A 20,113-nucleotide genomic window follows, 5' to 3' on the forward strand; every position below is an offset into this window, starting at 1 on the left:
TGCGGCTTCCTCGCGTGTATGCGTAAGACCGCTCTCGTTTTGATCTCCTCGACCGCTGCCCTGCAGTGGTGGTGGCGTTCGTCCTGACGGCGGCGCCCGCGCTCACGCATCTGTGAACGACGAGCCCGCCACCGAGCGGGCTTTTTCACGACCTACGATCAGGTCCGCTCTCTTCCCCTCTCCCTCCCGAGACCAAAGAGACCCCCGACATGATCATCGTGATGAAACCCGACGCCACCCAGGATACCATCGACCGCCTCCTCGGGCGGATCGAGGAAAAAGGACTGAAGCCGCTCCACATGCCCGGCGCCGAACGCGTCGTGTTGGGCGCGCTGGGCGATGAACGCGTGCTCGCCGAACTCGCGCTGGAGGCCGATCCCTCGGTTGAGAGCGTCAAGCCCATCCTCGCCCCCTACAAGCTGGCCGCACGCGACCTTCACCCGCACGACAGCCGGGTGAAGATCGGCGATGTCGCCGTCGGCGGCGGCCGCTTCGCACTCATCGCCGGTCCCTGCGCGGTCGAGAGCGAGGACCAGCTTCGCGCTTCGGCCAAGGCCGCCAAGGCGGGCGGCGCGCGCATCCTTCGCGGCGGCGCCTACAAGCCGCGCACCAGCCCCTACAGTTTCCAGGGCAAGGGCCCCGAGGGGCTCGACCTCCTGCGCGACATCGGCGCCGAACTGGACATGCCGGTGGTCACCGAACTGGTCGACACCAAGGATCTCGACCGCTTCCTCGACACCGCCGACGCCATTCAGATCGGCACCCGCAACATGCAGAATTTCGAATTGCTCAAAGCGGTCGGCCAATGCGGCAAGCCCGTCATCCTCAAGCGCGGCATGGCGGCGCGCATCGACGACCTTCTCATGGCCGCCGAATATGTGCTCGCCGGGGGCAATGACGACGTCATCCTATGCGAACGCGGCATCCGCACCTTCGAGACCGCGACGCGCAACACGCTCGACCTCGCCGCCGTCCCGCTGCTCAAGGAAAAGACCCACCTCCCGGTCATCGTCGACCCCAGTCACGGCACGGGCAAGCGCAGCCTCGTCGCCCCCATGACGCTCGCCGCCGCCGCCGCCGGAGCCGATGGCGTGATGGTCGAGGTGCATATCGACCCCGCCACCGCGCTGTCCGACGGCCCGCAGTCGCTCTACCCCGAACAGATGGAGGCATTGGGCCACCAGCTGTCGCGCCTACTCCACGCGCTGGGCCGCGACTTGTGAGCCACCTCCGCCTCCTCTCCCGGCGCCTGCCAGGCGTGCACGACCCGGTCGCGCTCTTCGCCGCGCTCCATGCCGAGGGGCGTGCGCGCATGATCTTCCGCCGCACCGGCGGCACCGCCGCGATCTTGTGCGACAGCGCCATCGCGATCGATGCCAAGGGCAATGGCGCCGAGGTCCGGGTCGCGGGGGCGCAAGGGGCGGCGCTCCTCGCCCCGCTCCTCGCCCCGCTTGCCGCGCAGGTCGTCGAGCAGGACGCCGAATCCGCCCGCCTGTCCTTTCCCCCGCCCAGCGAGGATGGCGACGAGGCCGAGCGCGCCGCGCGCCCCACCGCGCTCCACTTGCTGCGCGCCGCCGCTGCGCTCGCGGGAGACGGCGAGGATGACAGCCACGCCTTGGCGCTCTTCACCCTCATCGGCTTCGATCATGCCGACATGGTCGAACCGATCGGCGTCGCCGCGCCCGGCGGTCCGCTCCCCGACCTTCTCGCCCGGCTCGCAGAGACGCTCGTCGTCGTCGAACCTTCGGGCAGCGCACGTGTCCTCGCCATCGCCGCCGTCACCGGGCAGCAGGGCGAGGACCACCGCTTCCTCTGCCTCGCGCAGGAAAAGCTCGGCGCGCTCGCCGCCCGGATCGACCAGGCCCGCGCGCCCCGGCTCGACGAGGCCGCCGCCACGACCGTCACGACCGATGCGGACGATGCCGCCTTCGCTGCCACCGTCAAGGCGCTCAAGGACAATATCGCGGCGGGCGACATCTTCCAGGCGGTGCCCAGCCGCGCTTTCGCGCTGCCCTGTCCCGACCCGCTTGCGGCCTTCCGCCGCCTCGTCGCCGCCGACCCCTCGGCCTATCAGTATTATGCCCAGACCCGTCACGGCATCCTCTTCGGCGCCTCGCCCGAAAACGCCGTCCATCTCGCGCCGTCCGCCGACGGCCTGCGCCTCTCGGTCAGCCCGATCGCCGGCACCCGCCCGCGCGGCACCACTCCGGACGAGGACGACCGCCTCGAGGCCGAGCTTCGCCTCGACACCAAGGAGACCGCCGAGCATCTCATGCTGGTCGACTTGGCGCGCAACGACGTCGCCCGCATCGCCCGCCCCGGCACGCGCCGCGTCACCAGTCTGATGCGCGTCGAACGCTTCGCCCGCGTCATGCACATAGTCTCGACCGTCGAAGGGCTGCTCCCCGAGGGCGGCGATCTCGTCGATGCAATCCGCGCCTGTCTCAACGTTGGCACCTTGTCGGGCGCGCCGAAGCTGCGCGCCATCGAGCTGATCCGCGCTCACGAGGCGCGCCAGCGCGGCTTCTACGGCGGCGCCATCGGCGTGCTTGGATCGCGCGGCGCCTTCGACAGCGCAGTGGTCATCCGCTCGGCCTTCGTCACGAACGGCATGGCCGAGGTGCGCGCGGGCGCGGGCGTCGTCGCTCACTCCGACCCCGCCGCCGAGGCTGCCGAGACGCGCGCCAAGGCGAGCGCCGTCCTCGCCGCGCTGGGAGCCGCCGCATGAAGCTCCTCGTCATCGACAATCGCGACAGCTTCACCTTCAACCTCGTCGAGGCCTTCCGCCTCGCAGGCGCCGATGTGCAAGTGCGCCGCAATAGCATCAGTGTCAGCGAAGCCCTTGAAACTGCGAAAAATGGTGCGCTTCTCCTCTCACCTGGCCCCGGCGCACCCGCCGATGCCGGGAATATCCTGCCCCTCTGCAACGCCGCGCGGGGCCGCGTGCCGCTAATCGGCATCTGTCTTGGCCACCAAGCCATCGTCGAGGCTGCAGGCGGCACCGTCACCCGCGCCCTCGCTCCTGCCCATGCCCTCGCCCAGCCGATGCGCCATTCAGGGACCGGTCCTTTCGCCGATCTGCCCGACCCGCTCATCGTCGGGCGCTACCATTCGCTTTGCACCCCCTCCCGCGACCTCCCCGACCGCTTCACGGTCGATGCCGAACATGACGGCATGGCGATGGCAGTGCGCGACGAGGCCGGGCTCCAGCTCGGCCTCCAATTCCACCCCGAATCGATCCTCACCCCGCGCGGCGACCTTCTCGTCCGCAATCTCCTGACATGGGCCAAGGTCGCCCTCGACCGTCCTGCCCGCGCTGCCTGAAAGACCCCCTCATGATCGCTCAGCTTCCCGCCGACCACGGCCCCGTCCCCAATCCCCTGCCCAAGCTCCTGTCGGGCGAGGACCTTCCCGCCGAGGCAGCGTGCCACCTGTTCGAGCGCCTCGTCCTCGGCCGCCTGTCCGAAGCCGAGATTGCCAGCGTCCTCGTCGCGCTGCGCATGAAGGGCGAGACGGCGGCGGAAATGATCGGCGCCGCGCGTGCGCTCGCCGAGGCGGCCGAGGCCTTTCCCTCCCCCGACACGCTCTTCGCCGACTGCTGCGGTACCGGCGGCGATTCTTCGGGCATCATCAACGTCTCGACCGCCGCCGCCTTCGTCGCCGCCGCCTGCGGGCTACCCATTGCCAAGCATGGCAACCGTTCGGTCAGCTCCAAATGCGGCTCGGCCGACGTGCTCGAGGCGCTGGGCGCGCGCATCGACCTGCCCGCCGCCCAAGCGCGCGAGCTGCTCGACGACACCGGCTTCACCTTTCTCTATGCCCCCGCCTATCACCCCGGCATGCGCCACGCGGGCCCCGTCCGCCGCCAGTTGGGCGTGCGCACGGTGATGAACCTCCTCGGCCCCTGCATCAATCCGGCGCGCCCAAAGGTGCAGTTGCTCGGCGTCGCCGACCCCACCCTCATGCGCCGCATCGCCCGCACGCTGGAAGCGATGGGCGTCGAAAAGGCGCTGGTCGTCCATGGCGCTGGGCTCGACGAACTCGCACTCCACGCCGACAGCCGCGCGCTGCGCCTCGACGATGGCACCCTCACCGAAGAGACCATCGTCCCCGAGGAACTCGGCCTCGACCCCGCGCCGCTGAAAGCGCTCGCGGGCGGCGACGCCGAGGACAATGCAAAACGCCTGCGCGCCATCCTTTCGGGCGAAGGGAGCAAGGCCGAGCGCGACATGGTCGCCCTGAATGCCGGTGCGCTGTTGCACCTTGCCGGATTGCACGCCACGCTCGCCGACGCGGTCGCCGCTGCCGGCGCGGCAATCGACGAGGGCAAGGCGGGGGCGGTGCTCCAGACCTATGTGGAGGCAAGCAATGCGTGACGTTCTTGGAGATATCGTAACCCGAAAGCGCCGCGAGGTGGCCGATCGCTTCGCCACGCGTCAGCCCAGCGCCCAACCGACCAGCCGCAGCCTTGCCGCCGCCCTGTCCAAGCCCGGCGCACGCTTCATCATGGAGGTGAAGCCCCGCTCCCCCTCGGGTCATGTTGCCAAGCACAGCCCCGAGGCCGCGCTCGCCGCATATCGCCCCGTCGCCGATGCCATCAGCATCCTCACCGACGAGGCCGACTTCGGAGGGTCGCTCGACCTCCTCTCGCGCCTCCGCAAGGATTATGGCGGACCCATCCTCGCCAAGGATTTCATCGTCGATCCGCGCCAGGTCACCGAAGCCCGCGCCGCGGGGGCCGATGCCGTCCTCGCCATGCTCTCGGTCCTGACCGACGATGAAACCCGCGCCGTCATCGACGAAGCGACCCGCCTCGGCATGGACGTGCTCGTCGAGACCCATGATGAAGAGGAGTTGGATCGCGCCCTCGGCCTCGGCGCCGCCCTCATCGGCATCAACAACCGCGACCTCAAGAGCCTCACCACCGACCTTGCCGTGACCGAGCGCCTCGCCCCCAAGGTACCGCGCGGCGTCACGCTGATCAGCGAGAGCGGCATCGCCACCTATGCCGATGCGCAGCGGCTCGCCCCCCATGTCGACGGCTTTCTCGTCGGCTCGGCACTGATGGCCGCCGACGACATCGCCTTTGCCGCCCGAACGCTCGTCCATGGCCCGGTCAAGCTATGCGGCATGACCCGCGTCGCCGACGTCGCCCTCGCCGCCCGCCAGGGCGCCAGCCATGTCGGCTTCATCTTCGCTCCCGGCACGCCGCGCGCCATCGACGTCGAGCGCGCGCGCACGCTCACCATGCTGGCCAGCGATTTCGGCATGAAAACCGTCGGCGTGTTCCGCGACATGACCGTCGATGCCATCGCCGAGGCGAGCCGCATCCTGCGCCTCGACGCGGTCCAGCTGCACGAGGCCGATGCCGACGCGAAAGTCTCGGCGCTGCGCGACAAACTGCGCCCCGGCACCGAGTGCTGGGCGCTCTCCAGCGTCGGCGAGAACGGCCCCGCCCCCGTGCCGCAGGCCGACCGCACGCTGTTCGACAGCTTCGTCGGCGGCCAGTCGGGCGGCACCGGCATCGCCTTCGACTGGGCGCAGGTCGCGGGCCGCGACGATCTCACCCGCGCGTTCCTCGCGGGCGGCATCGGCCCCGACAATGTCCAGCTCGCCGCGCGGGCGGGCGCCTATGGCCTCGATATCTGCTCGGGCGTCGAAAGCGCGCCCGGGACCAAGGATCCCGCCAAGATCGAGGCGCTGTTTGCCGCGCTACGCCATCCCGACCGGAGGAGCGGCCAGTGAAGCAGGACGGCCGTTTCGGCGATTTCGGCGGCGCTTATGTGCCCGAAATCCTCGTCCCCGCGATCGAGCAATTGGAAGGCGCCTATCTCGCCGCGGTTCGCGACGAGGATTTCCTCGCCGAGCTCGATCATCTCCTGAGAACCTACGCCGGTCGCCCGACTGCGCTGACCCGCTGCCGCAACATCGGCGATGATCGCGTGCGCCTGTACTTGAAGCGCGAGGACCTGCTCCACGGCGGCGCGCACAAGACCAACCAGGTCATCGCGCAGGCGCTGCTCGCCAAGCGCATGGGCAAGACCCGCCTCATCGCCGAGACGGGCGCGGGCCAGCATGGCGTCGCCACCGCCATCGCGGGCGCGCTGTTCGGCATGGAAACGCGCATCTACATGGGCGCCCTCGACGTCGAGCGGCAGGCCTTGAACGTCTTTCGCATGCGCCTCATGGGCGCCGAGGTCGTGCCCGTCGAAATCGGCAGCCGCACGCTGAAGGACGCGGTCAACGAGGCCTTGCGCGACTGGACCGCCAGCTTCGCCGACACCCATTATCTCCTCGGCACCGTCGCCGGTCCCCACCCCTTCCCGCAGATGGTGCGCGACTTCCAGGCGGTGATCGGCAAGGAGGCGCGCGAACAGATGCTGGAGCGCGAGGGCCGCCTTCCCGACAGCGTCATCGCCTGCGTTGGCGGCGGCTCCAATGCCATCGGCATCTTCCACCACTTCGTGCCCGACGAGGGCGTCGCGCTGGTCGGCGTCGAGGCGGCGGGCAAGGGCATGGACAGCGGCGAGCATGGTGCCACCCTGCAAAAGGGAAAGCGTGGCATCCTCCACGGTGCAGAGACCTATCTGATGCAGGACGACCATGGCCAGGTCGGCGAAAGCTGGTCGGTCTCGGCAGGCCTCGACTATCCCGCCGTCGGCCCCGAACATGCTCATCTCATGGCCTCGGGCCGCGCCACCTATGTCGGCGCGACCGACGCCGAAGCCATCGCCGCCTTCCAGCGCCTCGCGCGCGAGGAAGGCATCATTCCCGCCCTCGAGACCGCCCATGCGCTCGCCGAGGGGTTCAAGCAGGTCGAAGCCGCGCAAGCCGCGGGCGAGGAGAAGGTCATCCTCGTCAATCTCTCCGGTCGAGGCGATAAAGACATTGCGCAGGCACAAAAGCTTCTGGGGGAAGTTTTTGGCCAAGCACAGGCGATGCAGTTGGTAGGCCTCGCGTCATGAGCAGTCAGCGCTACGGCAAGATGTTCGCCCGCCTCGATGCCGCGAACGAGGGCGCGCTGGGCGCCTTCCTCATGCTCGGCGACCCCGACGCCGACACCAGCCTCGCGCTGCTCACCGCCTGTGTCGAGGGCGGGGCCGACATGCTCGAGGTCGGCATCGCCTTCTCCGATCCCGTCGCCGACGGCCCGGTGATCCAGGCCGCCGCCGACCGCGCGCTCGCCGCGGGCATGACGCCGCAGGCCTCGCTCGATCTCATCGCCGAGGTGCGCGCCGCGCATCCCGACGTGCCGATCGGTATTCTCACCTACGCCAATCTCGTCGTCTCGCGCGGCATCGAGGCTTTCTGCCGTGCCGCCACCGAGGCGGGCGCCGACAGCCTGCTCGTCGCCGACGTGCCCAGCCTCGAAGCACCGCGCTTTGCCGCCGCCGCGCGCGCCGTCGGGCTCGACCCCGTGCTCATCGCCGCGCCAAACACCGGCGATGCCGCGCTCGAACGCATCGCCGACCTCGGGTCGGGCTATACCTATTGCGTTGCCCGCACGGGCGTGACGGGACAGCGAAGCGACATGGCGCTCGACCATGACGCGCTGTTCGAGCGGCTTCGTGCCTTGGGCGCGCCGCCCCCTATCCTCGGCTTCGGCATCTCGACGCCCGAACAGGTTCGCGCCGGTATCGCGGCGGGCGCGGCTGGCGTCATCTCGGGCAGCGCCATCGTCGCCGCGGCGCAGGGTTCGGACGATCCGGTCGCCGCCGTTCGCGCCCTTGTCGCCGAGCTCAAGTCGGGAACGCGCTAGGCCGACGCCTCACCGTCCTTCTCGGCGATCTTGCGCGACAGTTCGCGGCTGTCGGCAAGGTTGCGCGTCGCCAGCGACGTCTCGCGAAGGAAGAAGGTCAGTGCCGCAAAGATCAGCCCCATCGCTCCGATCCACGCAATCGCGACCCACGTCCCCATCGCGGTGCGCACGAAGGCCGAGACGAACAGGAGCGCGACGACAAGGCAGATCATCAGCGCCGCCGCGGTCGACAGGTTGACCGCATGATGCGCATAGCGTTGGCGCCTCAGCAGCAGCGGCAATTGTTCGGCCAGCCGCACATTGTCGCGCTCTTCCAGCGCGCTCTCGATGAGATTCACCCGCTCGACCAGCCAGGTCAGTCGCCCGTTCATCACATTGAGAAACGCCCCGATCCCCGCCAGCAGGAACACCGGCGCAAGGCTCGTCTGCAAGATCCCCTGCACCTTCGGCGTCGACGCCGTCCGCGCGATGAGGTCGGATACCCCGACACTCGCCAGCAATTCGATCATGAGGCTCCCCTTCATGCGCGACTGTAGCGCTACCCGGTCGAAGCAAAAACCAAAAACACCGAGGCGATTCGCCAAAGCCGGGGCCTGCCCCGGCGTCTCGACGAAAGACAAGCGATCGCCGCGCCCACGGAGCATCCGCGTCGCGACGTCATCGTCTGGTCGATTTAGGAAAATGGAGCGGGCGAGGCGATTCGAACGCCCGACCCTCACCTTGGCAAGGTGATGCTCTACCCCTGAGCTACGCCCGCTCACTGGCGTGCCGGGAATCAGGCGCTTGGCGCTGTCTCCCGACTGGGTGGACGGGCAGATAGCGGGGACCGCCCATCGCTGCAACCCTAAATTTGCGTCCCGGTTGTGCAATGCCCCGCGAACCCCATATGACGGACGAACCGAACATGAATTGATGGGGACGAGCACCATGGCCACGCTGGGAATGACCGAGGACGACAAGGCGGCGCTCAAGCGTTTCGAGGAGGAGGTAATCAACCCCTCCATGTCCAAGCTGGTCATCCTCCAGTTCACCGCCAGCTGGTGCGGGCCGTGCAAGCAGCTGACCCCGATCCTGGAACAGGTCGCGGCCGATTATGCCGACAAGGGCGTCATCCTCGTGAAGGTCGATGTCGACGAGCAGAAATTCATCGCTGCCCAGTTCCGTATCCAGTCGGTGCCGACCGTCTATGCGATCTTCCAGGGCCAGCCGCTCGGCGACCTCACCCAATATCGTACCCCCGGCCAACTCGGCCAGGTATTGGACCAGATGGTCCGCCAGCTCCCGCTCGAGGGCGAAGCGCAGACGGTCGAACAGCAGCTCGAACCGCTCCTTGCGATGGGCGAAGAAGTACTCGAGGCAGGCGATGGCGAACGCGCCATGATCCTCTTTTCGCAGCTCATGGAAATGGCTTCCAACCATCCCAAGGTGGTCGCCGGCATGGCGCGCGCGCAAATCCTCGGCGGACAAGTCGAGGCGGCGAAGACACTCCTCGACGGGCTCGATGACAAGATCGCCGCCGACCCCGCCGTCGCGCAGGCCCGCGCCCAGCTGAAGATGGCGAGCATGGGCGAGGAGGCCGTCGACACCAGCCCCTATATCGCGCGATTGGAAGCCGACGCGAACGACCATGAAGCGCGCTACAAGCTCGCCGAGGCCGCCATGGCCGCGGGCCAGCGCGATGCCGCCGCCGACAACCTTCTCGAAATCATCGGGCGCGACAAGGATTGGGAAGAGGGCAAGGCACGCTCCACCTTCCTTGAACTGATCGAGGCCGCGGGGCTGGAAGACGACTGGTCGCGCCAGCAGCGCCGCCGCCTCTCGGCCAAGCTCTTCACATGATGGATGCCCGCCCCACCCGCGTGCGTATCTTTCCGCTCGCCGGGGCGATCCTCTTCCCGCGCGCGCAATTGCCGCTGCACATCTTCGAGGCGCGCTATCGCGACATGGTACGCGCCGCGATCGACGGGGATGGCCGCATCGCCATGATCCAGCCGCTCGATCCCGAGGACGACCAGCGCCTTCACCAGGTCGGCTGCATCGGCGACATCGTCGCGCTCGAGGAGCTGGACGACGGGCGCTTCAACATCATCCTCGAAGGCGTCGAGCGCTTCCGCTTCATCCGCGAACCCGAAGTCGACACGCTCTACCGCCAGTTGGACGTCGACCTCGCCGCCTTCGATGACGACATCGTCGGCACGCTGGGCCCCGCCCGCCGGGTCAGCGTCGAGGAGGAAGCCCGCGCCTTCGGCACCGCATTGGGGCTCGATGTCGACTGGGAAGCGGTCAGCCAGCTCGACGACGAGACGCTGGTCAACGCCATCGCGCAGGTCGCCCCCTTCGACATCCCCTCCAAACAGGCGCTGCTCGAAGAAGCCAATCTTGCCGGCCGCGCCGACCTCCTCGTCCAGCTCATGCAGTTCCAGCGCATCGCGCCCGGCGGACCCGAGGCCGACCAGACCCTGCAATGAGCGCCGACCTGTCGGGTCGCTGGACCGGCGCCTACTTTTACGGGCCCTCGATGCGCAGCTTCGGCTTCACGGCGCAGCTGCGCGACGCCGGTGGGGCGCTGTCGCTTCTCATCGACGACGATCCCTCGCCCCTTCATCGCGGCGCAGCGCTCCTGAGCGCCACCGCCTCCGGATCGCGCGAGGGCAGCAGCGTCCGTTTCACCAAGATCTACGACGACCTCGTCCGCTTTCCCGATCCGGTGCACTATGAGGGAGAGGTCGACGCCGACGAGGCGGAGATCGCAGGCCGCTGGTCGATCCGCGGCGTGAGCGGCACCTTCATCATGACCCGCCCGCGCCAACGGGCCGCCGTCCGCGAACGCGCCGTAGAAGAGTTGCTCCCTCGCTAGGCGACCCGGCTTGCATCTGCGCGCGATCGCGGCGACACATGGCGACAGGGGGACGATCCATGAAAACCGCATTCACGCTTTTTCGCATCGCTTATGGTGCCTGGTTCCTGTTCTGGGGCCTCGCGCCCTTCCTCGGGATCAAGCCGCCCGCGACGACGCAGCCCGACGCGGTGGCGCTGCTCGAGGCCAATCGCGCCGCTTTCCCGATGCAGCTCGCCTCCGCCAGTTTCATCGTTGGCGGGGCCGCTCTCATCTGGAAGCGTACCGCGCCGCTGGGCGTCGCCATCCTCGCGCCGACCGTCGTGTGGATCTTCCTGTTCCATGTGACGCTCACCGCCGATTATCCCTGGGCCGCCTTCTGGCTCGTCGGGCTGATCATTCTCGGTTTTCGCATGCGGAAAGCCTACCGCCCGCTCGTCACCTGGAAGGACTGAGTCTTCAGATCGGCAATCCGCGCAGCAGGAGCGGCAGGTCGCCAGAGGTGCCTTGCGCCTCGGCCTTCAGCCGTTCTTTCAGCGGGCCGATCCTATCGATCAGCCCCATGCCCAGCCGCCGCACCGCCGACGCGGTGCGCCCCGGAACCCCGAACATGCGCACGAAACCATCGGTCGACAGCGCCACGCCCAAGGCATCGACCCCGCGCCAGCGCGCATAACGCTCGAGCAGCGTCGCATCGCCGAGGTCCATCCCCAGCCTGCGCCCCTCGACCAGCACTTCAGCCAGCGCCGCCGCATCGCGATAGCCAAGGTTCACCCCCTGCCCCGCGATCGGATGCACGCCATGGGCGGCATCGCCGATCAACACCAGCCGCTCGTCGGTCACCCGCGCGGTGCGGTGATAGCCGAGCGGATAGGTCGAGCGCGGGTTGAGCATCGCGAACTTGCCGAGGAAACCACCCGCCGCCGCCTGCGCCTCGCCTGCGAAATCCTCGTCCGAGAGCTTGAGCAGCCCCGCGCTATTCTCCTTGGGCACCGACCAGACGATCGCAGAGCGATGCGTCCCGTCTTCAAGATCGTTCATCGGCAAGAGCGCGAATGGGCCCTGCGGATAGAAAATCTCCCACGCCACGCCTTCGTGCGGCTTTTCGTGGCTCAACACCGAGACGATCGCGTCATGGTCATATTTCCAGGTCGCGACGCGAATGCCCGCCGCCGCACGGCTCGGCGAATTGCGCCCCTCGGCCGCGACCAGCAAGGGCGCGGCGATCTCGCTGCCATCGTCGAGCGTCATGCGCACGCCATGGGCATCGCGCACCGTCTGCACCGCATGGCGCCCGAAGCGCAGGTCGAGATGCTTGGCCGCGCGCGCCCGCGCGATCAGGGCCGAGCGCAAGTGTCTGTTTTCATGCATGAACCCCAGCGGCCCGTCCTCGTCTGCATCGAAAGACAGCGCGCCCGGCTGAAGGCCGTCGGCGACCCGGATCGTCTCGATCGGACAGCCGGGCTGCGGGAAATGGTCGGTGATGCCGACGACATCGAACATCCGCTGCGAGGAGGAACTGACCGCGCTGGTGCGCCCGTCGAAGGCGGTATTGGCGCGCGCGTCGGGGTCGGCGGGGTCGACCAGCGTGGCCTTGAGGCCCGCGCTGTCGAGCGCGGCGGCGAAAGCGAGGCCGACGAGACCGCCGCCCTGGATGATGACATCGCTCATGGCCCTCTCGATAGGCATTTTCGCGCGGGTGCGATAGGGCGTTGACCGCCCCCATGGCGCGCCCGCTATATTGGAGCGCACGAAGGGGAATGGGCATGGCGACCAAGGCGACCAAGGCGGTCAAGGCAACGCGCGGCAAGAGCGCCGCGAAAGACACAAGTCCGGGATTCTTGAGCGTGATCGGACGGCGTCTGGGCGGGCTTGGCCTGCTCGGCGGCGGGGTCGCGCTCGCCTTGTCGCTCGCCAGTCACTCGCGGACCGACCCCTCGCTGTCGACCGCGGCGGGCGGTCCGGCGGACAATTGGCTCGGCGGGCTGGGCGCCTATGCCAGCGACATTGTCCTCCAGGCCTTCGGGCTCGCCGCCATCCTGTTCGTGCCCCTGCTCCTTGTCGGCGGCTGGCGCCACCTGCGCCTTGCCGAAACCGGCAGCGGCTGGCGCCCGGTCCTCCTCGGCATCGGGGCCGCGCTCGGTATCGGCACGGCCTTGTCGCTCTTGTCCGACAGCAACGTCAGCGAACTGCCTGCCGGCTGGGGCGGGCTCGGCGGCATGGGCGGCGCAGGACTGGTCGATGCCGGCGTCGCGCTGATTGGCGATGCCGTGATCGAAGGGCCGGTGCGCCTCTCGCTCCTCATCATTGCCGCGCTGGGCGGCATCGCACTGTTCCTCATGGCGCTTGCGCTGCGAGAGGAAGAACGCGAGACGCTCGCCGGACTGGTCCCCAGCCGCGATGCGCTCCCGACCCCCAGCCTGCGCCGCGAGAAGACCGTCAAGCCATTGAAAGAAAGGAAGAAAGAGCGAAAGACGGCGCGTCCGCCCCGCTCCGAGGTCGAGGTCGCCGAGCCTGCCGCGCCGGTCATCGCCGCCGCCAGCCCGCGCCCCAAACGCCCTGCCAGCGGCCAGCAGGCCAGCCTCGCCCTCGGCGATGGCTACGAACTCCCCGCGCTCGAACTGCTCGCGCCTCCGGGCGAGGCGGTCAACGCCAAGATCGACAAGGCCGCGCTCGAGCGCAACGCGCGCCTGCTCGAAAGCGTGCTCGAGGATTTCCACGTCCGCGGCGACATCGTCGAGGTAAAGCCCGGCCCCGTCGTCACCATGTATGAGCTCGAACCCGCCAGCGGCATCAAGGCCAGCCGCGTCATCCAGCTCGCCGACGACATCGCGCGCAACATGTCCGCCCTCTCGGCACGCGTCGCCACCATCCCCGGGCGCAGCGTCATCGGCATCGAACTGCCTAACAACGAACGCGACATGGTCAACATGCGCGAACTCCTGGCGTCCGAAGATTTTGCCGGCGACAATCGCTCGCTCCCCATCATTCTCGGCAAGAATATCGGCGGCGAGCCGGTCATCGCCGACCTCGCCCCCATGCCCCACCTGCTCGTCGCGGGCACCACCGGCTCGGGCAAGTCGGTCGGCCTCAACGCGATGATCATGAGCCTGCTCTATCGCCTGAGCCCCGACGAGTGCCGGATGATCATGATCGATCCCAAGATGCTCGAACTGTCGATCTACGACGACATCCCGCATCTCCTCGCCCCCGTGGTGACCGAGCCGCAAAAGGCGATTCGCGCCCTCAAATGGACCGTCGAGCAGATGGAGGAACGCTATCGTATGATGGCCAGCCTGTCGGTGCGGCAGCTCTCAGGCTTCAACAAGAAGGTCGTCGAGGCCCGTGCCAAGGGCAAGCCATTGGAGCGCAAGGTGCAGACCGGTTACGACGCCGATACCGGCCAGCCGACCTACGAGATCGAGGAACTGGATTACGCGCCCTTGCCTCAGATCGTCGTCGTCGTCGACGAACTTGCCGACCTCATGATGACCGCGGGCAAGGAAGTCGAATTCCTCATCCAGCGCCTCGCCCAGAAGGCGCGCGCCGCCGGCATCCACCTCATCATGGCGACGCAGCGCCCGTCGGTCGATGTCATCACCGGGGTCATCAAGGCGAACCTGCCGACCCGCATCAGCTTCGCCGTCACCAGCAAGATCGATTCGCGCACCATCCTCGGCGAGCAGGGCGCCGAACAGCTGCTCGGCAAGGGCGACATGCTCTACATGCCCGGCGGCAAGAAGATCGAGCGCGTCCACGGCCCCTTCGTGTCTGACGAGGAAGTGCGCGCGGTCGCCGATTTCTGGCGCGGCCAGGGCACGCCCGACTATATCCAGGCGGTCACCGAGGAGCCTGAGGACGGCGGGTTCAGCCTCGATGGCGAACCCACTGGCGACGAGGATCCCGAGACGCAACAGCTACGTCAGGCGATCCAGATCGTCGCCACCAGCCAGAAGGCCTCCACCTCCTACCTCCAGCGACAGCTGCGCGTCGGCTACAACACCGCCGCGCGCCTGATCGAGCGGATGGAGGATGAAGGCCTCGTCGGCCCGCCCGACCATGTCGGTCGGCGCGATGTCCTCATCGACCGCGACGGCCAGCCGATCTAGCCTTCGCTTCGGCTGAACGGCGCGGAACCGCGGGGTTCAGAGCGCATTCAACCGTGGACGCCTATCAGGGCCTTTAGATTTTCAGGAGTTCCATGCCGATGATGTCCATCGCCAAATATGCCGCGCTTCCCGTTGCCGCTCTCGCCGTGACCTTGACGGCGCCGGTCGACGCCCAGCGCGCCAAGCCGAGCATCGAACAGGTCGAGGGTCATCTCGCCGCGACCCGGTCGATGACCGCGACCTTCACCCAGACCGACGGCAAGAATCGCTCGGTCTCGGGCCAGCTCAGCCTCAAGCGCCCGGGCAAGGTGCGCTTCGATTATGGCAGCAACGCGAACATGCTGCTCGTCGGCGATGGCTCCAACCTCCACTTCATCGACTATGAAGTCGGCCAGAAATCGAGCTGGGAGATCAAGAATTCGCCGCTCTCGGTGCTCTTGGACAACAATCCCGACCTTGGCCGCATCGCTCGCATCGTGCCGAGCCAGGATGATCGCGTCGTCATCGTGCGCGCCCGCGATGCGCGCCGCCCCGAATTCGGCACGCTGATCCTCGCTTTCACCAAGAACCAGGCCTATCCGGGCGGCCTGCGCCTCGAAGGCTGGACCGCGATTGACGCGCAGAACAAGCGCACCGCGATCAGCCTCAAGAACCAGCGCTACAATGTCGCGATTGCCGACAGCAAATTCAGCTATCGCGATCCGGCATAAGGATTTTTTCCGTTTCGAATGAAAATTTTGTTCAGCAATTTGAAAGCAATCGACTCGTATAAAAATAGGTGATCGTCGATATCCGGGGTTTCCCCCTGTTACCCGGGACAATCGACCATCGCCTTGCGTGACGAACGCTAGGTCGGCCCTCGCTCCACGCCCCCGGAGCGGGGGCCTTTTGCATATGGGTCCGAGCCCCGCGGCGCGAAGGTTTGCGGGGGGCGAGCAGGACCGCTAAGGATCGCCGCAAATCTCCTTTTGCCAAGAAGGCCCCTTCGTGACCCGTCTCAAGATTGCCAGCTGGAACATCAACTCGGTGCGCGCGCGTCCCGACCTCGTCAGCCGTTTCCTCGAACAGGCCGATCCCGATATCCTCTGCCTCCAGGAAACCAAGGCCGACAACACGGCCTTTCCGCAGGGCTTCTTCACCGAACGCGGTTACGAGCATATCGCGCTCAACGGCCAGCGCATGCACCATGGCGTGGCCACCATTTCGAAGATCCCGCTCGAAGAGGACCTGCGCCACGACTGGCAGGACAATGGCGAGGCGCGCCATATCGGCGTGCGGATCGCAGGGACGTTCCGGCTCGAGAATGTCTACATTCCCGCCGGCGGCGACATTCCCGACCGCGACGAGAATCCCAAATTCGGCCAGAAGCTCGATTTTCTTGAGCGCATGACGTCGTGGGCTCAAAAGTTGGCTGAGCCGACTTTGCTCGTGGGTGACTTCAATGTGGCACCTCTGGAGTGCGACGTGTGGAGCCACAAGGCGCTTCTCAAGGTCGTCAGCCACACGCCGATCGAGGTCGAGGCGCTCGCCCGTCTCCAGCAGGCGCATGACTTCGTCGACCTCGGCCGCCGATTCATCCCGGCGCCCGAGCGCTGCTACACCTGGTGGAGCTATCGCTCGAAGGATTACACCAAGAACGACCGCGGCCGCCGCCTCGACCATATGTGGGCCAGCCCCGCGCTCGCCGACAAGGTCGTCGCGCACGAAGTGCACGAACCCGTGCGCGGATGGGAAAAGCCGTCGGACCATGTGCCGCTCGTTTGCGAGGTCGAGCTTTGAGCGACCCGCTCTCCCTCGACCGCGCGGTCGCCCGGCTCCGGCTCGGCATGCCCGTCGCCATCGAGGGCCAGGGCGCGACGCTCGCCATCCTTCCACTGGAAACCGCCAGCGCCGCGATCCGTGATGAGCTGGACGCCGATACCGCCGCGCTCCTGCTTAGCGGCGAACGCGCCGCCGCGCTCGGCCTTGCGAACCAGAAGGCAGTCTCGGGCGAAGCGGCGACCCGCATCGCTCCCGGCGCTAGCTTTGACCACCAAAGCGCCCTGTTGCTCGTCGATCCCGCGAAGGATTTCGAGCGCGCTCCCTCAGGGCCCTTCGAGACCACGGCCGCCGGCCCTCTAGATGCGGCCGCTCTGGCGCTGCTCCGCTTTGCCGGGCTCATGCCCGCCGCACGTATCCTTGCCCGATCGCACGACCTTCCCGTTGTCTCGCTCGCCGCCTTCGCGGAAGCGCGCCGCAGCGTCACGCTCGTCAGCCGCGCACAAATTCCCATGCACGACCTCCCGCCCTCGCAGATGGCGGTCTTCCGCGATGGGCAGACCGGCGCCGAACATGCCGCGATGATCGTCGGCGCCTTCGCCGGCCAGCCCCCGCTCGTCCGCCTGCATTCGGAATGCCTCACCGGCGATGTGTTCGGCAGTCTCAAATGCGACTGCGGTCCCCAGCTCGACGAGGCGCTCCGCCTCATCGGCGTCTCGGGCGGTGGCATTCTCCTCTACTTGCGCCAGGAAGGGCGCGGCATCGGCCTCGCCAACAAGCTGCGCGCCTATGCGCTCCAGGATCGTGGTCTCGATACGGTCGATGCCAATAGGCGCCTCGGCTTTGCCGACGATGCGCGAGATTACGGCCTCGCCGCCGCCATGCTGGAGGCCCTGGGCGTGCGCGAGGTGCGCCTCCTCACCAACAATCCCGCCAAGATGGCCGGGCTGGAGGCCGAAGGGATCAAAGTGTGCGAACGCGTCGCGCATCACCTGCCGACCAACCCGCACAATGCCGACTATATCGCGACCAAGAAGGCGCGCTCAGGCCACCTCGACTAAATTTGTCAGCCGCGCGGCCCGAACAGTGCGGTGCCGATACGCACGATCGTCGCCCCCTGCATTACCGCTTGCTCGACATCGTGGGTCATTCCCATCGACAAGCCCGCTACCTCGTGGCGCCGCGCCAATTCGGCGAGCAGGGCGAAAAAGGGCGAACTTTCAAGATCGGCGGGCGGAATGCACATCAGGCCTGCGATTTCGAGCCCTTGGTCCTGCGCCAGCGCGAGCAAGTCGCCCAGATCGGCGGTCGAAACCCCACCCTTCTGCGCCTCCGCCCCAATATTGACCTGGACGTAGAGCTCGGGCTGCCTGCCGAGCTTGGTCTTGGCCGCCGCGATGGCCTTCACCAGCGACGGGCGATCGACCGAGTGAATCGCGTCGAACAGCCGCACCGCATCCTCGGCCTTGTTCGACTGCAGCTGGCCGACCATGTGCAGCCGAACATCGGGATATTCCTCGCGCAGCGCGGGCCATTTGGCCTCCGCTTCCTGCACGCGATTTTCGCCAAAGTCGCGCTGCCCCGCCTCGAGGAGCGGGCGGATGTCGTCGGCCTCGCGCGTCTTCGAGACGGCGACCAGCGTCGGCCGCACCTCGCGCCCGGCGCGCTTCGCCGCCAGCGCGATCCGCGCCTTCATCTCTTCCAGTCTGTCCATGCGCCGCGCTATAGGAGAGGCGATGCATCCCCGCCAGACCCTCTTCACCGACGAGCGATTGGGCGCGCACCTTTGGCGCTCGCTCCTTGCCTTGCCGCGCGGCAGCGGAATCGTCCTGCGCCACGATGCGCTAGCGCCGCCCGAGCGGTACGCATTGGCGTTTCGTATCGCGCGCCTCGCCGCCGCGCGCGGCCATCTCTTCTCCGTCGCGGGCGATGTCGCGCTAGCCCATGCGGTCGGCGCGGCGATGGTTCACCGGCCGGGCGGCCCGACCGGCGGCCTGCCGTTCAGCCTCCCCGTTCATGACAGCGCCGAGGCCCTTGCCGCGCGGCGTCTCGGCGCAGCGCTGGTCTATGTGTCGCCCGTCCACGCCACGGCCTCGCATCCGAGCGCGGCGCCTCTTGGGACAAGCGCGGCGATCCGCTTGGCGCGGCTCGCCGCCTGCCCTGCCGTGGCGCTGGGCGGCATGAATGAAGGGCGCTATCGCCCACTGCGCGCGCACTTCCTCGGATGGGCAGGCATCAGCGCACTAAAAGTGTAATAATTTCAACGGCTTGGTCTAGAAGCGAAGCTTCGTGCCGACATAGACAGCCTGGCTGTCGTAGCGGCGACCGTCCACATCGGGCTCGGGCAGGCGTTCTTGGTCGACGCGATAGCGCACGCCGCCGGTGATCGCGATATTGTTGGTGATGCGCACCGCGCCGCCGACGTCGAGCGCATAACTGTCGGTCGCGCGAATGCCTGGCACGGCCCGGCTCGTCTCGCGATCCGCCGACACGGCGACCTGCCCGCTCACCCGCGTGCCATAGGACAGGCCCACGCGCGCACGGCCACGATCGACCAGCGCGGCGCCGCCCTGGTTATTCTCTTCGGCCACTTCGGTCGACAGGCGGAAACGCTTCCAGCCGACATCGACCCCGAGATCGTAATCGCTCGGCGTCAGTGTCGCGGTCCGGCGCTGCGTATCGACCGCCTCGGCGACCCGGCGCGTCGGCGCGGGTGTCGGCGCCGCGCTCGAGGAACCGCGCACGGCGACTTCGACACGACGCGCTTCCTTGCGTTCGGCACCGGCGGGCGTGAAGCTAATCGCCTCGCGTTTCTTGTCGGCAAAGGCCGCCGCGAGGCGCGGATCGGCACCAGCCGGCGTGAAGCGCCCGGCGACCGTGCGCGAGGACGGCGGCGGCGCACCGGCCCCGTCGGCGATGCTCGCGGCGATCGCGGGAATCGAGGTCGTGGCCATGCCAAGGGCGAGCGCCAGCCCGAGCATCGCGCCTGCGCGCTTGCCCTTCGCGGTGCTGATGATCCCCTGCTTCGACACTTGGTACGACTCCAATCCTTCACCGATACATAGCGTGGGCAACGTGATCGTTCCATGACTCAGAATCCGCTTTCATGCGAACTGTGTCATTCGTCCCACAATGATCCGCCTTCACAAGGGGCGGCGAGGGGGCTAGTCACCGTTCCGAAGACCAATATCGATGAGGCCTATCGTCATGAAATTCCCCTTGATCCCCGCTGCCCTTGCCGCCAGCGCGCTCGCGCTCACCGCCTGTGGCGGTGGCAACCGGGCGATGGCCCCGGTCGCGGTCGCGCCGAGCCAGATGACCCAGATCGGCGTCAACGCCTATCTCTATCAGGCCGCGATCGACACGCTCAGCTTCGCGCCGCTGCTCCAGGCCGACGCCGGCAACGGCATCGTGCTGACCGACTGGTATGCCGATCCCAATACGCCGGGCGAGCGCATCAAGCTCACCGCCGCGATTCTCGATGCGAGCCTGCGCGCCGATGCCGTGCGCGTCACCGCGATCCGTGAAGTGAACAACAATGGCGTCTGGACCGTCGCCCCGGTCGAGGCCGCCACGGTGCAGAAGCTCGAGGACATCATCCTCACCCGCGCCCGCGACATTCGCCGCACCACCATCGCCCCTGCAGGATAA

Annotated in this window: 21 protein-coding genes and 1 tRNA gene; 17 read left to right on the top strand and 5 right to left on the bottom strand. The window is 67.7% G+C overall.

The window, feature by feature from the left end:
- The first annotated feature begins 209 nt into the window (after nt 1-209).
- From aroF to trpA, 7 genes are read left to right on the top strand one after another with little or no spacing between them, the layout of a single operon-like run.
- Entirely contained in the window at nt 210-1,223 is a 1,014-nt protein-coding gene (gene aroF, locus NUW51_RS10285; RefSeq protein WP_265587431.1) for a 3-deoxy-7-phosphoheptulonate synthase, read from the top strand.
- Nucleotides 1,220-2,728 carry a chorismate-binding protein gene (locus NUW51_RS10290; RefSeq protein ID WP_265587432.1) on the top strand — a complete coding sequence of 503 codons (1,509 nt, stop codon included), beginning with the start codon at nt 1,220-1,222 and terminating at the stop codon, nt 2,726-2,728. Before aroF ends, NUW51_RS10290 begins: the two co-directional genes overlap by 4 nt.
- The gene (locus NUW51_RS10295) at nt 2,725-3,324 is read left to right on the top strand and encodes an aminodeoxychorismate/anthranilate synthase component II (protein ID WP_265587433.1); all 600 of its coding nucleotides are present in this window, start codon (nt 2,725-2,727) and stop codon (nt 3,322-3,324) included. Before NUW51_RS10290 ends, NUW51_RS10295 begins: the two co-directional genes overlap by 4 nt.
- 11 nt (nt 3,325-3,335) lie before the next feature.
- Nucleotides 3,336-4,376: an anthranilate phosphoribosyltransferase gene (gene trpD, locus NUW51_RS10300; protein WP_265587434.1), complete on the top strand. Its 1,041-nt coding sequence runs from the start codon at nt 3,336-3,338 to the stop codon at nt 4,374-4,376.
- Entirely contained in the window at nt 4,369-5,745 is a 1,377-nt protein-coding gene (gene trpCF, locus NUW51_RS10305) for a bifunctional indole-3-glycerol-phosphate synthase TrpC/phosphoribosylanthranilate isomerase TrpF (protein ID WP_265587435.1), read from the top strand. The genes trpD and trpCF overlap by 8 nt, the downstream gene beginning before the upstream one ends.
- A complete protein-coding gene (gene trpB / locus NUW51_RS10310) occupies nt 5,742-6,965 on the top strand; it encodes a tryptophan synthase subunit beta (RefSeq protein ID WP_265587436.1) in 1,224 nt (407 codons plus the stop codon). The genes trpCF and trpB overlap by 4 nt, the downstream gene beginning before the upstream one ends.
- Nucleotides 6,962-7,759 carry a tryptophan synthase subunit alpha gene (trpA, locus tag NUW51_RS10315; protein WP_265587437.1) on the top strand — a complete coding sequence of 266 codons (798 nt, stop codon included), beginning with the start codon at nt 6,962-6,964 and terminating at the stop codon, nt 7,757-7,759. The genes trpB and trpA overlap by 4 nt, the downstream gene beginning before the upstream one ends.
- Here the strand turns inward: trpA and NUW51_RS10320 are convergent.
- Both NUW51_RS10320 and NUW51_RS10325 read right to left on the bottom strand, forming a co-directional pair.
- Nucleotides 7,756-8,268 carry a DUF2721 domain-containing protein gene (locus NUW51_RS10320; RefSeq protein WP_265587438.1) on the bottom strand — a complete coding sequence of 171 codons (513 nt, stop codon included), beginning with the start codon at nt 8,266-8,268 and terminating at the stop codon, nt 7,756-7,758. The two genes, trpA and NUW51_RS10320, sit on opposite strands and share 4 nt — an antisense overlap.
- Nucleotides 8,269-8,441: 173 nt before the next feature.
- Nucleotides 8,442-8,516, bottom strand: a tRNA-Gly gene (locus NUW51_RS10325).
- A 170-nt stretch (nt 8,517-8,686) separates the two neighbouring features.
- Here NUW51_RS10325 and NUW51_RS10330 point away from each other — a divergent pair.
- From NUW51_RS10330 to NUW51_RS10345, 4 genes are read left to right on the top strand one after another with little or no spacing between them, the layout of a single operon-like run.
- Nucleotides 8,687-9,598: a tetratricopeptide repeat protein gene (locus NUW51_RS10330; protein WP_265587439.1), complete on the top strand. Its 912-nt coding sequence runs from the start codon at nt 8,687-8,689 to the stop codon at nt 9,596-9,598.
- Nucleotides 9,595-10,227: an LON peptidase substrate-binding domain-containing protein gene (locus NUW51_RS10335; protein WP_265587440.1), complete on the top strand. Its 633-nt coding sequence runs from the start codon at nt 9,595-9,597 to the stop codon at nt 10,225-10,227. Before NUW51_RS10330 ends, NUW51_RS10335 begins: the two co-directional genes overlap by 4 nt.
- Nucleotides 10,224-10,616, top strand: coding sequence for a hypothetical protein (locus tag NUW51_RS10340; RefSeq protein WP_265587441.1), 393 nt, complete (start codon nt 10,224-10,226; stop codon nt 10,614-10,616). Before NUW51_RS10335 ends, NUW51_RS10340 begins: the two co-directional genes overlap by 4 nt.
- Nucleotides 10,617-10,675: 59 nt before the next feature.
- Nucleotides 10,676-11,050: a hypothetical protein gene (locus NUW51_RS10345; protein WP_265587442.1), complete on the top strand. Its 375-nt coding sequence runs from the start codon at nt 10,676-10,678 to the stop codon at nt 11,048-11,050.
- A gap of 4 nt (nt 11,051-11,054) precedes the next feature.
- On the opposite strand, the gene NUW51_RS10350 is transcribed toward NUW51_RS10345, so the two are convergent.
- Nucleotides 11,055-12,266 carry a UbiH/UbiF/VisC/COQ6 family ubiquinone biosynthesis hydroxylase gene (locus NUW51_RS10350; protein WP_265587443.1) on the bottom strand — a complete coding sequence of 404 codons (1,212 nt, stop codon included), beginning with the start codon at nt 12,264-12,266 and terminating at the stop codon, nt 11,055-11,057.
- A gap of 95 nt (nt 12,267-12,361) precedes the next feature.
- Here NUW51_RS10350 and NUW51_RS10355 point away from each other — a divergent pair, with 95 nt between their 5' ends.
- The 4 genes from NUW51_RS10355 to ribA all read left to right on the top strand — a co-directional run bounded on the left by NUW51_RS10355 (nt 12,362) and on the right by ribA (nt 17,523).
- Entirely contained in the window at nt 12,362-14,704 is a 2,343-nt protein-coding gene (locus NUW51_RS10355; protein WP_265587444.1) for an FtsK/SpoIIIE family DNA translocase, read from the top strand.
- Between the two features lie 92 nt (nt 14,705-14,796).
- Nucleotides 14,797-15,414, top strand: coding sequence for a LolA family protein (locus tag NUW51_RS10360; protein ID WP_265587445.1), 618 nt, complete (start codon nt 14,797-14,799; stop codon nt 15,412-15,414).
- Between the two features lie 277 nt (nt 15,415-15,691).
- A complete protein-coding gene (gene xth, locus NUW51_RS10365; protein ID WP_265587446.1) occupies nt 15,692-16,483 on the top strand; it encodes an exodeoxyribonuclease III in 792 nt (263 codons plus the stop codon).
- The gene (ribA, locus tag NUW51_RS10370; protein ID WP_265587447.1) at nt 16,480-17,523 is read left to right on the top strand and encodes a GTP cyclohydrolase II; all 1,044 of its coding nucleotides are present in this window, start codon (nt 16,480-16,482) and stop codon (nt 17,521-17,523) included. The genes xth and ribA overlap by 4 nt, the downstream gene beginning before the upstream one ends.
- 5 nt (nt 17,524-17,528) lie before the next feature.
- Here ribA and NUW51_RS10375 read toward each other — a convergent pair whose 3' ends face one another.
- Entirely contained in the window at nt 17,529-18,176 is a 648-nt protein-coding gene (locus tag NUW51_RS10375; RefSeq protein WP_265587448.1) for a YggS family pyridoxal phosphate-dependent enzyme, read from the bottom strand.
- A gap of 22 nt (nt 18,177-18,198) precedes the next feature.
- Here NUW51_RS10375 and NUW51_RS10380 point away from each other — a divergent pair, with 22 nt between their 5' ends.
- The gene (locus tag NUW51_RS10380) at nt 18,199-18,717 is read left to right on the top strand and encodes a thiamine phosphate synthase (protein ID WP_265587449.1); all 519 of its coding nucleotides are present in this window, start codon (nt 18,199-18,201) and stop codon (nt 18,715-18,717) included.
- Between the two features lie 18 nt (nt 18,718-18,735).
- Here the strand turns inward: NUW51_RS10380 and NUW51_RS10385 are convergent, their stop codons facing one another.
- Nucleotides 18,736-19,494, bottom strand: coding sequence for a hypothetical protein (locus NUW51_RS10385; protein ID WP_265587450.1), 759 nt, complete (start codon nt 19,492-19,494; stop codon nt 18,736-18,738).
- A 175-nt stretch (nt 19,495-19,669) separates the two neighbouring features.
- Here NUW51_RS10385 and NUW51_RS10390 point away from each other — a divergent pair, with 175 nt between their 5' ends.
- Complete coding sequence (locus NUW51_RS10390) at nt 19,670-20,113, top strand: DUF3576 domain-containing protein (RefSeq protein ID WP_265587451.1); 444 nt, start codon at nt 19,670-19,672, stop codon at nt 20,111-20,113.

Origin of the sequence: Sphingomicrobium arenosum (assembly GCF_026157085.1) — a bacterium.
GTDB lineage: Bacteria > Pseudomonadota > Alphaproteobacteria > Sphingomonadales > Sphingomonadaceae > Sphingomicrobium > Sphingomicrobium arenosum.

Excerpts from the sequence above, each read along its gene's own strand:
- NUW51_RS10330 (WP_265587439.1), top strand. The coding sequence starts at position 8,687 with ATGGCCACGCTGGGAATGACCGAGGACGACAAGGCGGCGCTCAAGCGT.
- NUW51_RS10390 (WP_265587451.1), top strand. The coding sequence starts at position 19,670 with ATGAAATTCCCCTTGATCCCCGCTGCCCTTGCCGCCAGCGCGCTCGCG.
- trpD (WP_265587434.1), top strand. The coding sequence starts at position 3,336 with ATGATCGCTCAGCTTCCCGCCGACCACGGCCCCGTCCCCAATCCCCTG.
- NUW51_RS10380 (WP_265587449.1), top strand. The coding sequence starts at position 18,199 with ATGCATCCCCGCCAGACCCTCTTCACCGACGAGCGATTGGGCGCGCAC.
- NUW51_RS10375 (WP_265587448.1), bottom strand. The coding sequence starts at position 18,176 with ATGGACAGACTGGAAGAGATGAAGGCGCGGATCGCGCTGGCGGCGAAG.
- NUW51_RS10355 (WP_265587444.1), top strand. The coding sequence starts at position 12,362 with ATGGCGACCAAGGCGACCAAGGCGGTCAAGGCAACGCGCGGCAAGAGC.
- NUW51_RS10320 (WP_265587438.1), bottom strand. The coding sequence starts at position 8,268 with ATGATCGAATTGCTGGCGAGTGTCGGGGTATCCGACCTCATCGCGCGG.
- NUW51_RS10295 (WP_265587433.1), top strand. The coding sequence starts at position 2,725 with ATGAAGCTCCTCGTCATCGACAATCGCGACAGCTTCACCTTCAACCTC.
- NUW51_RS10335 (WP_265587440.1), top strand. The coding sequence starts at position 9,595 with ATGATGGATGCCCGCCCCACCCGCGTGCGTATCTTTCCGCTCGCCGGG.
- NUW51_RS10350 (WP_265587443.1), bottom strand. The coding sequence starts at position 12,266 with ATGAGCGATGTCATCATCCAGGGCGGCGGTCTCGTCGGCCTCGCTTTC.
- trpCF (WP_265587435.1), top strand. The coding sequence starts at position 4,369 with ATGCGTGACGTTCTTGGAGATATCGTAACCCGAAAGCGCCGCGAGGTG.
- NUW51_RS10360 (WP_265587445.1), top strand. The coding sequence starts at position 14,797 with ATGCCGATGATGTCCATCGCCAAATATGCCGCGCTTCCCGTTGCCGCT.
- NUW51_RS10340 (WP_265587441.1), top strand. The coding sequence starts at position 10,224 with ATGAGCGCCGACCTGTCGGGTCGCTGGACCGGCGCCTACTTTTACGGG.
- aroF (WP_265587431.1), top strand. The coding sequence starts at position 210 with ATGATCATCGTGATGAAACCCGACGCCACCCAGGATACCATCGACCGC.
- NUW51_RS10345 (WP_265587442.1), top strand. The coding sequence starts at position 10,676 with ATGAAAACCGCATTCACGCTTTTTCGCATCGCTTATGGTGCCTGGTTC.
- trpA (WP_265587437.1), top strand. The coding sequence starts at position 6,962 with ATGAGCAGTCAGCGCTACGGCAAGATGTTCGCCCGCCTCGATGCCGCG.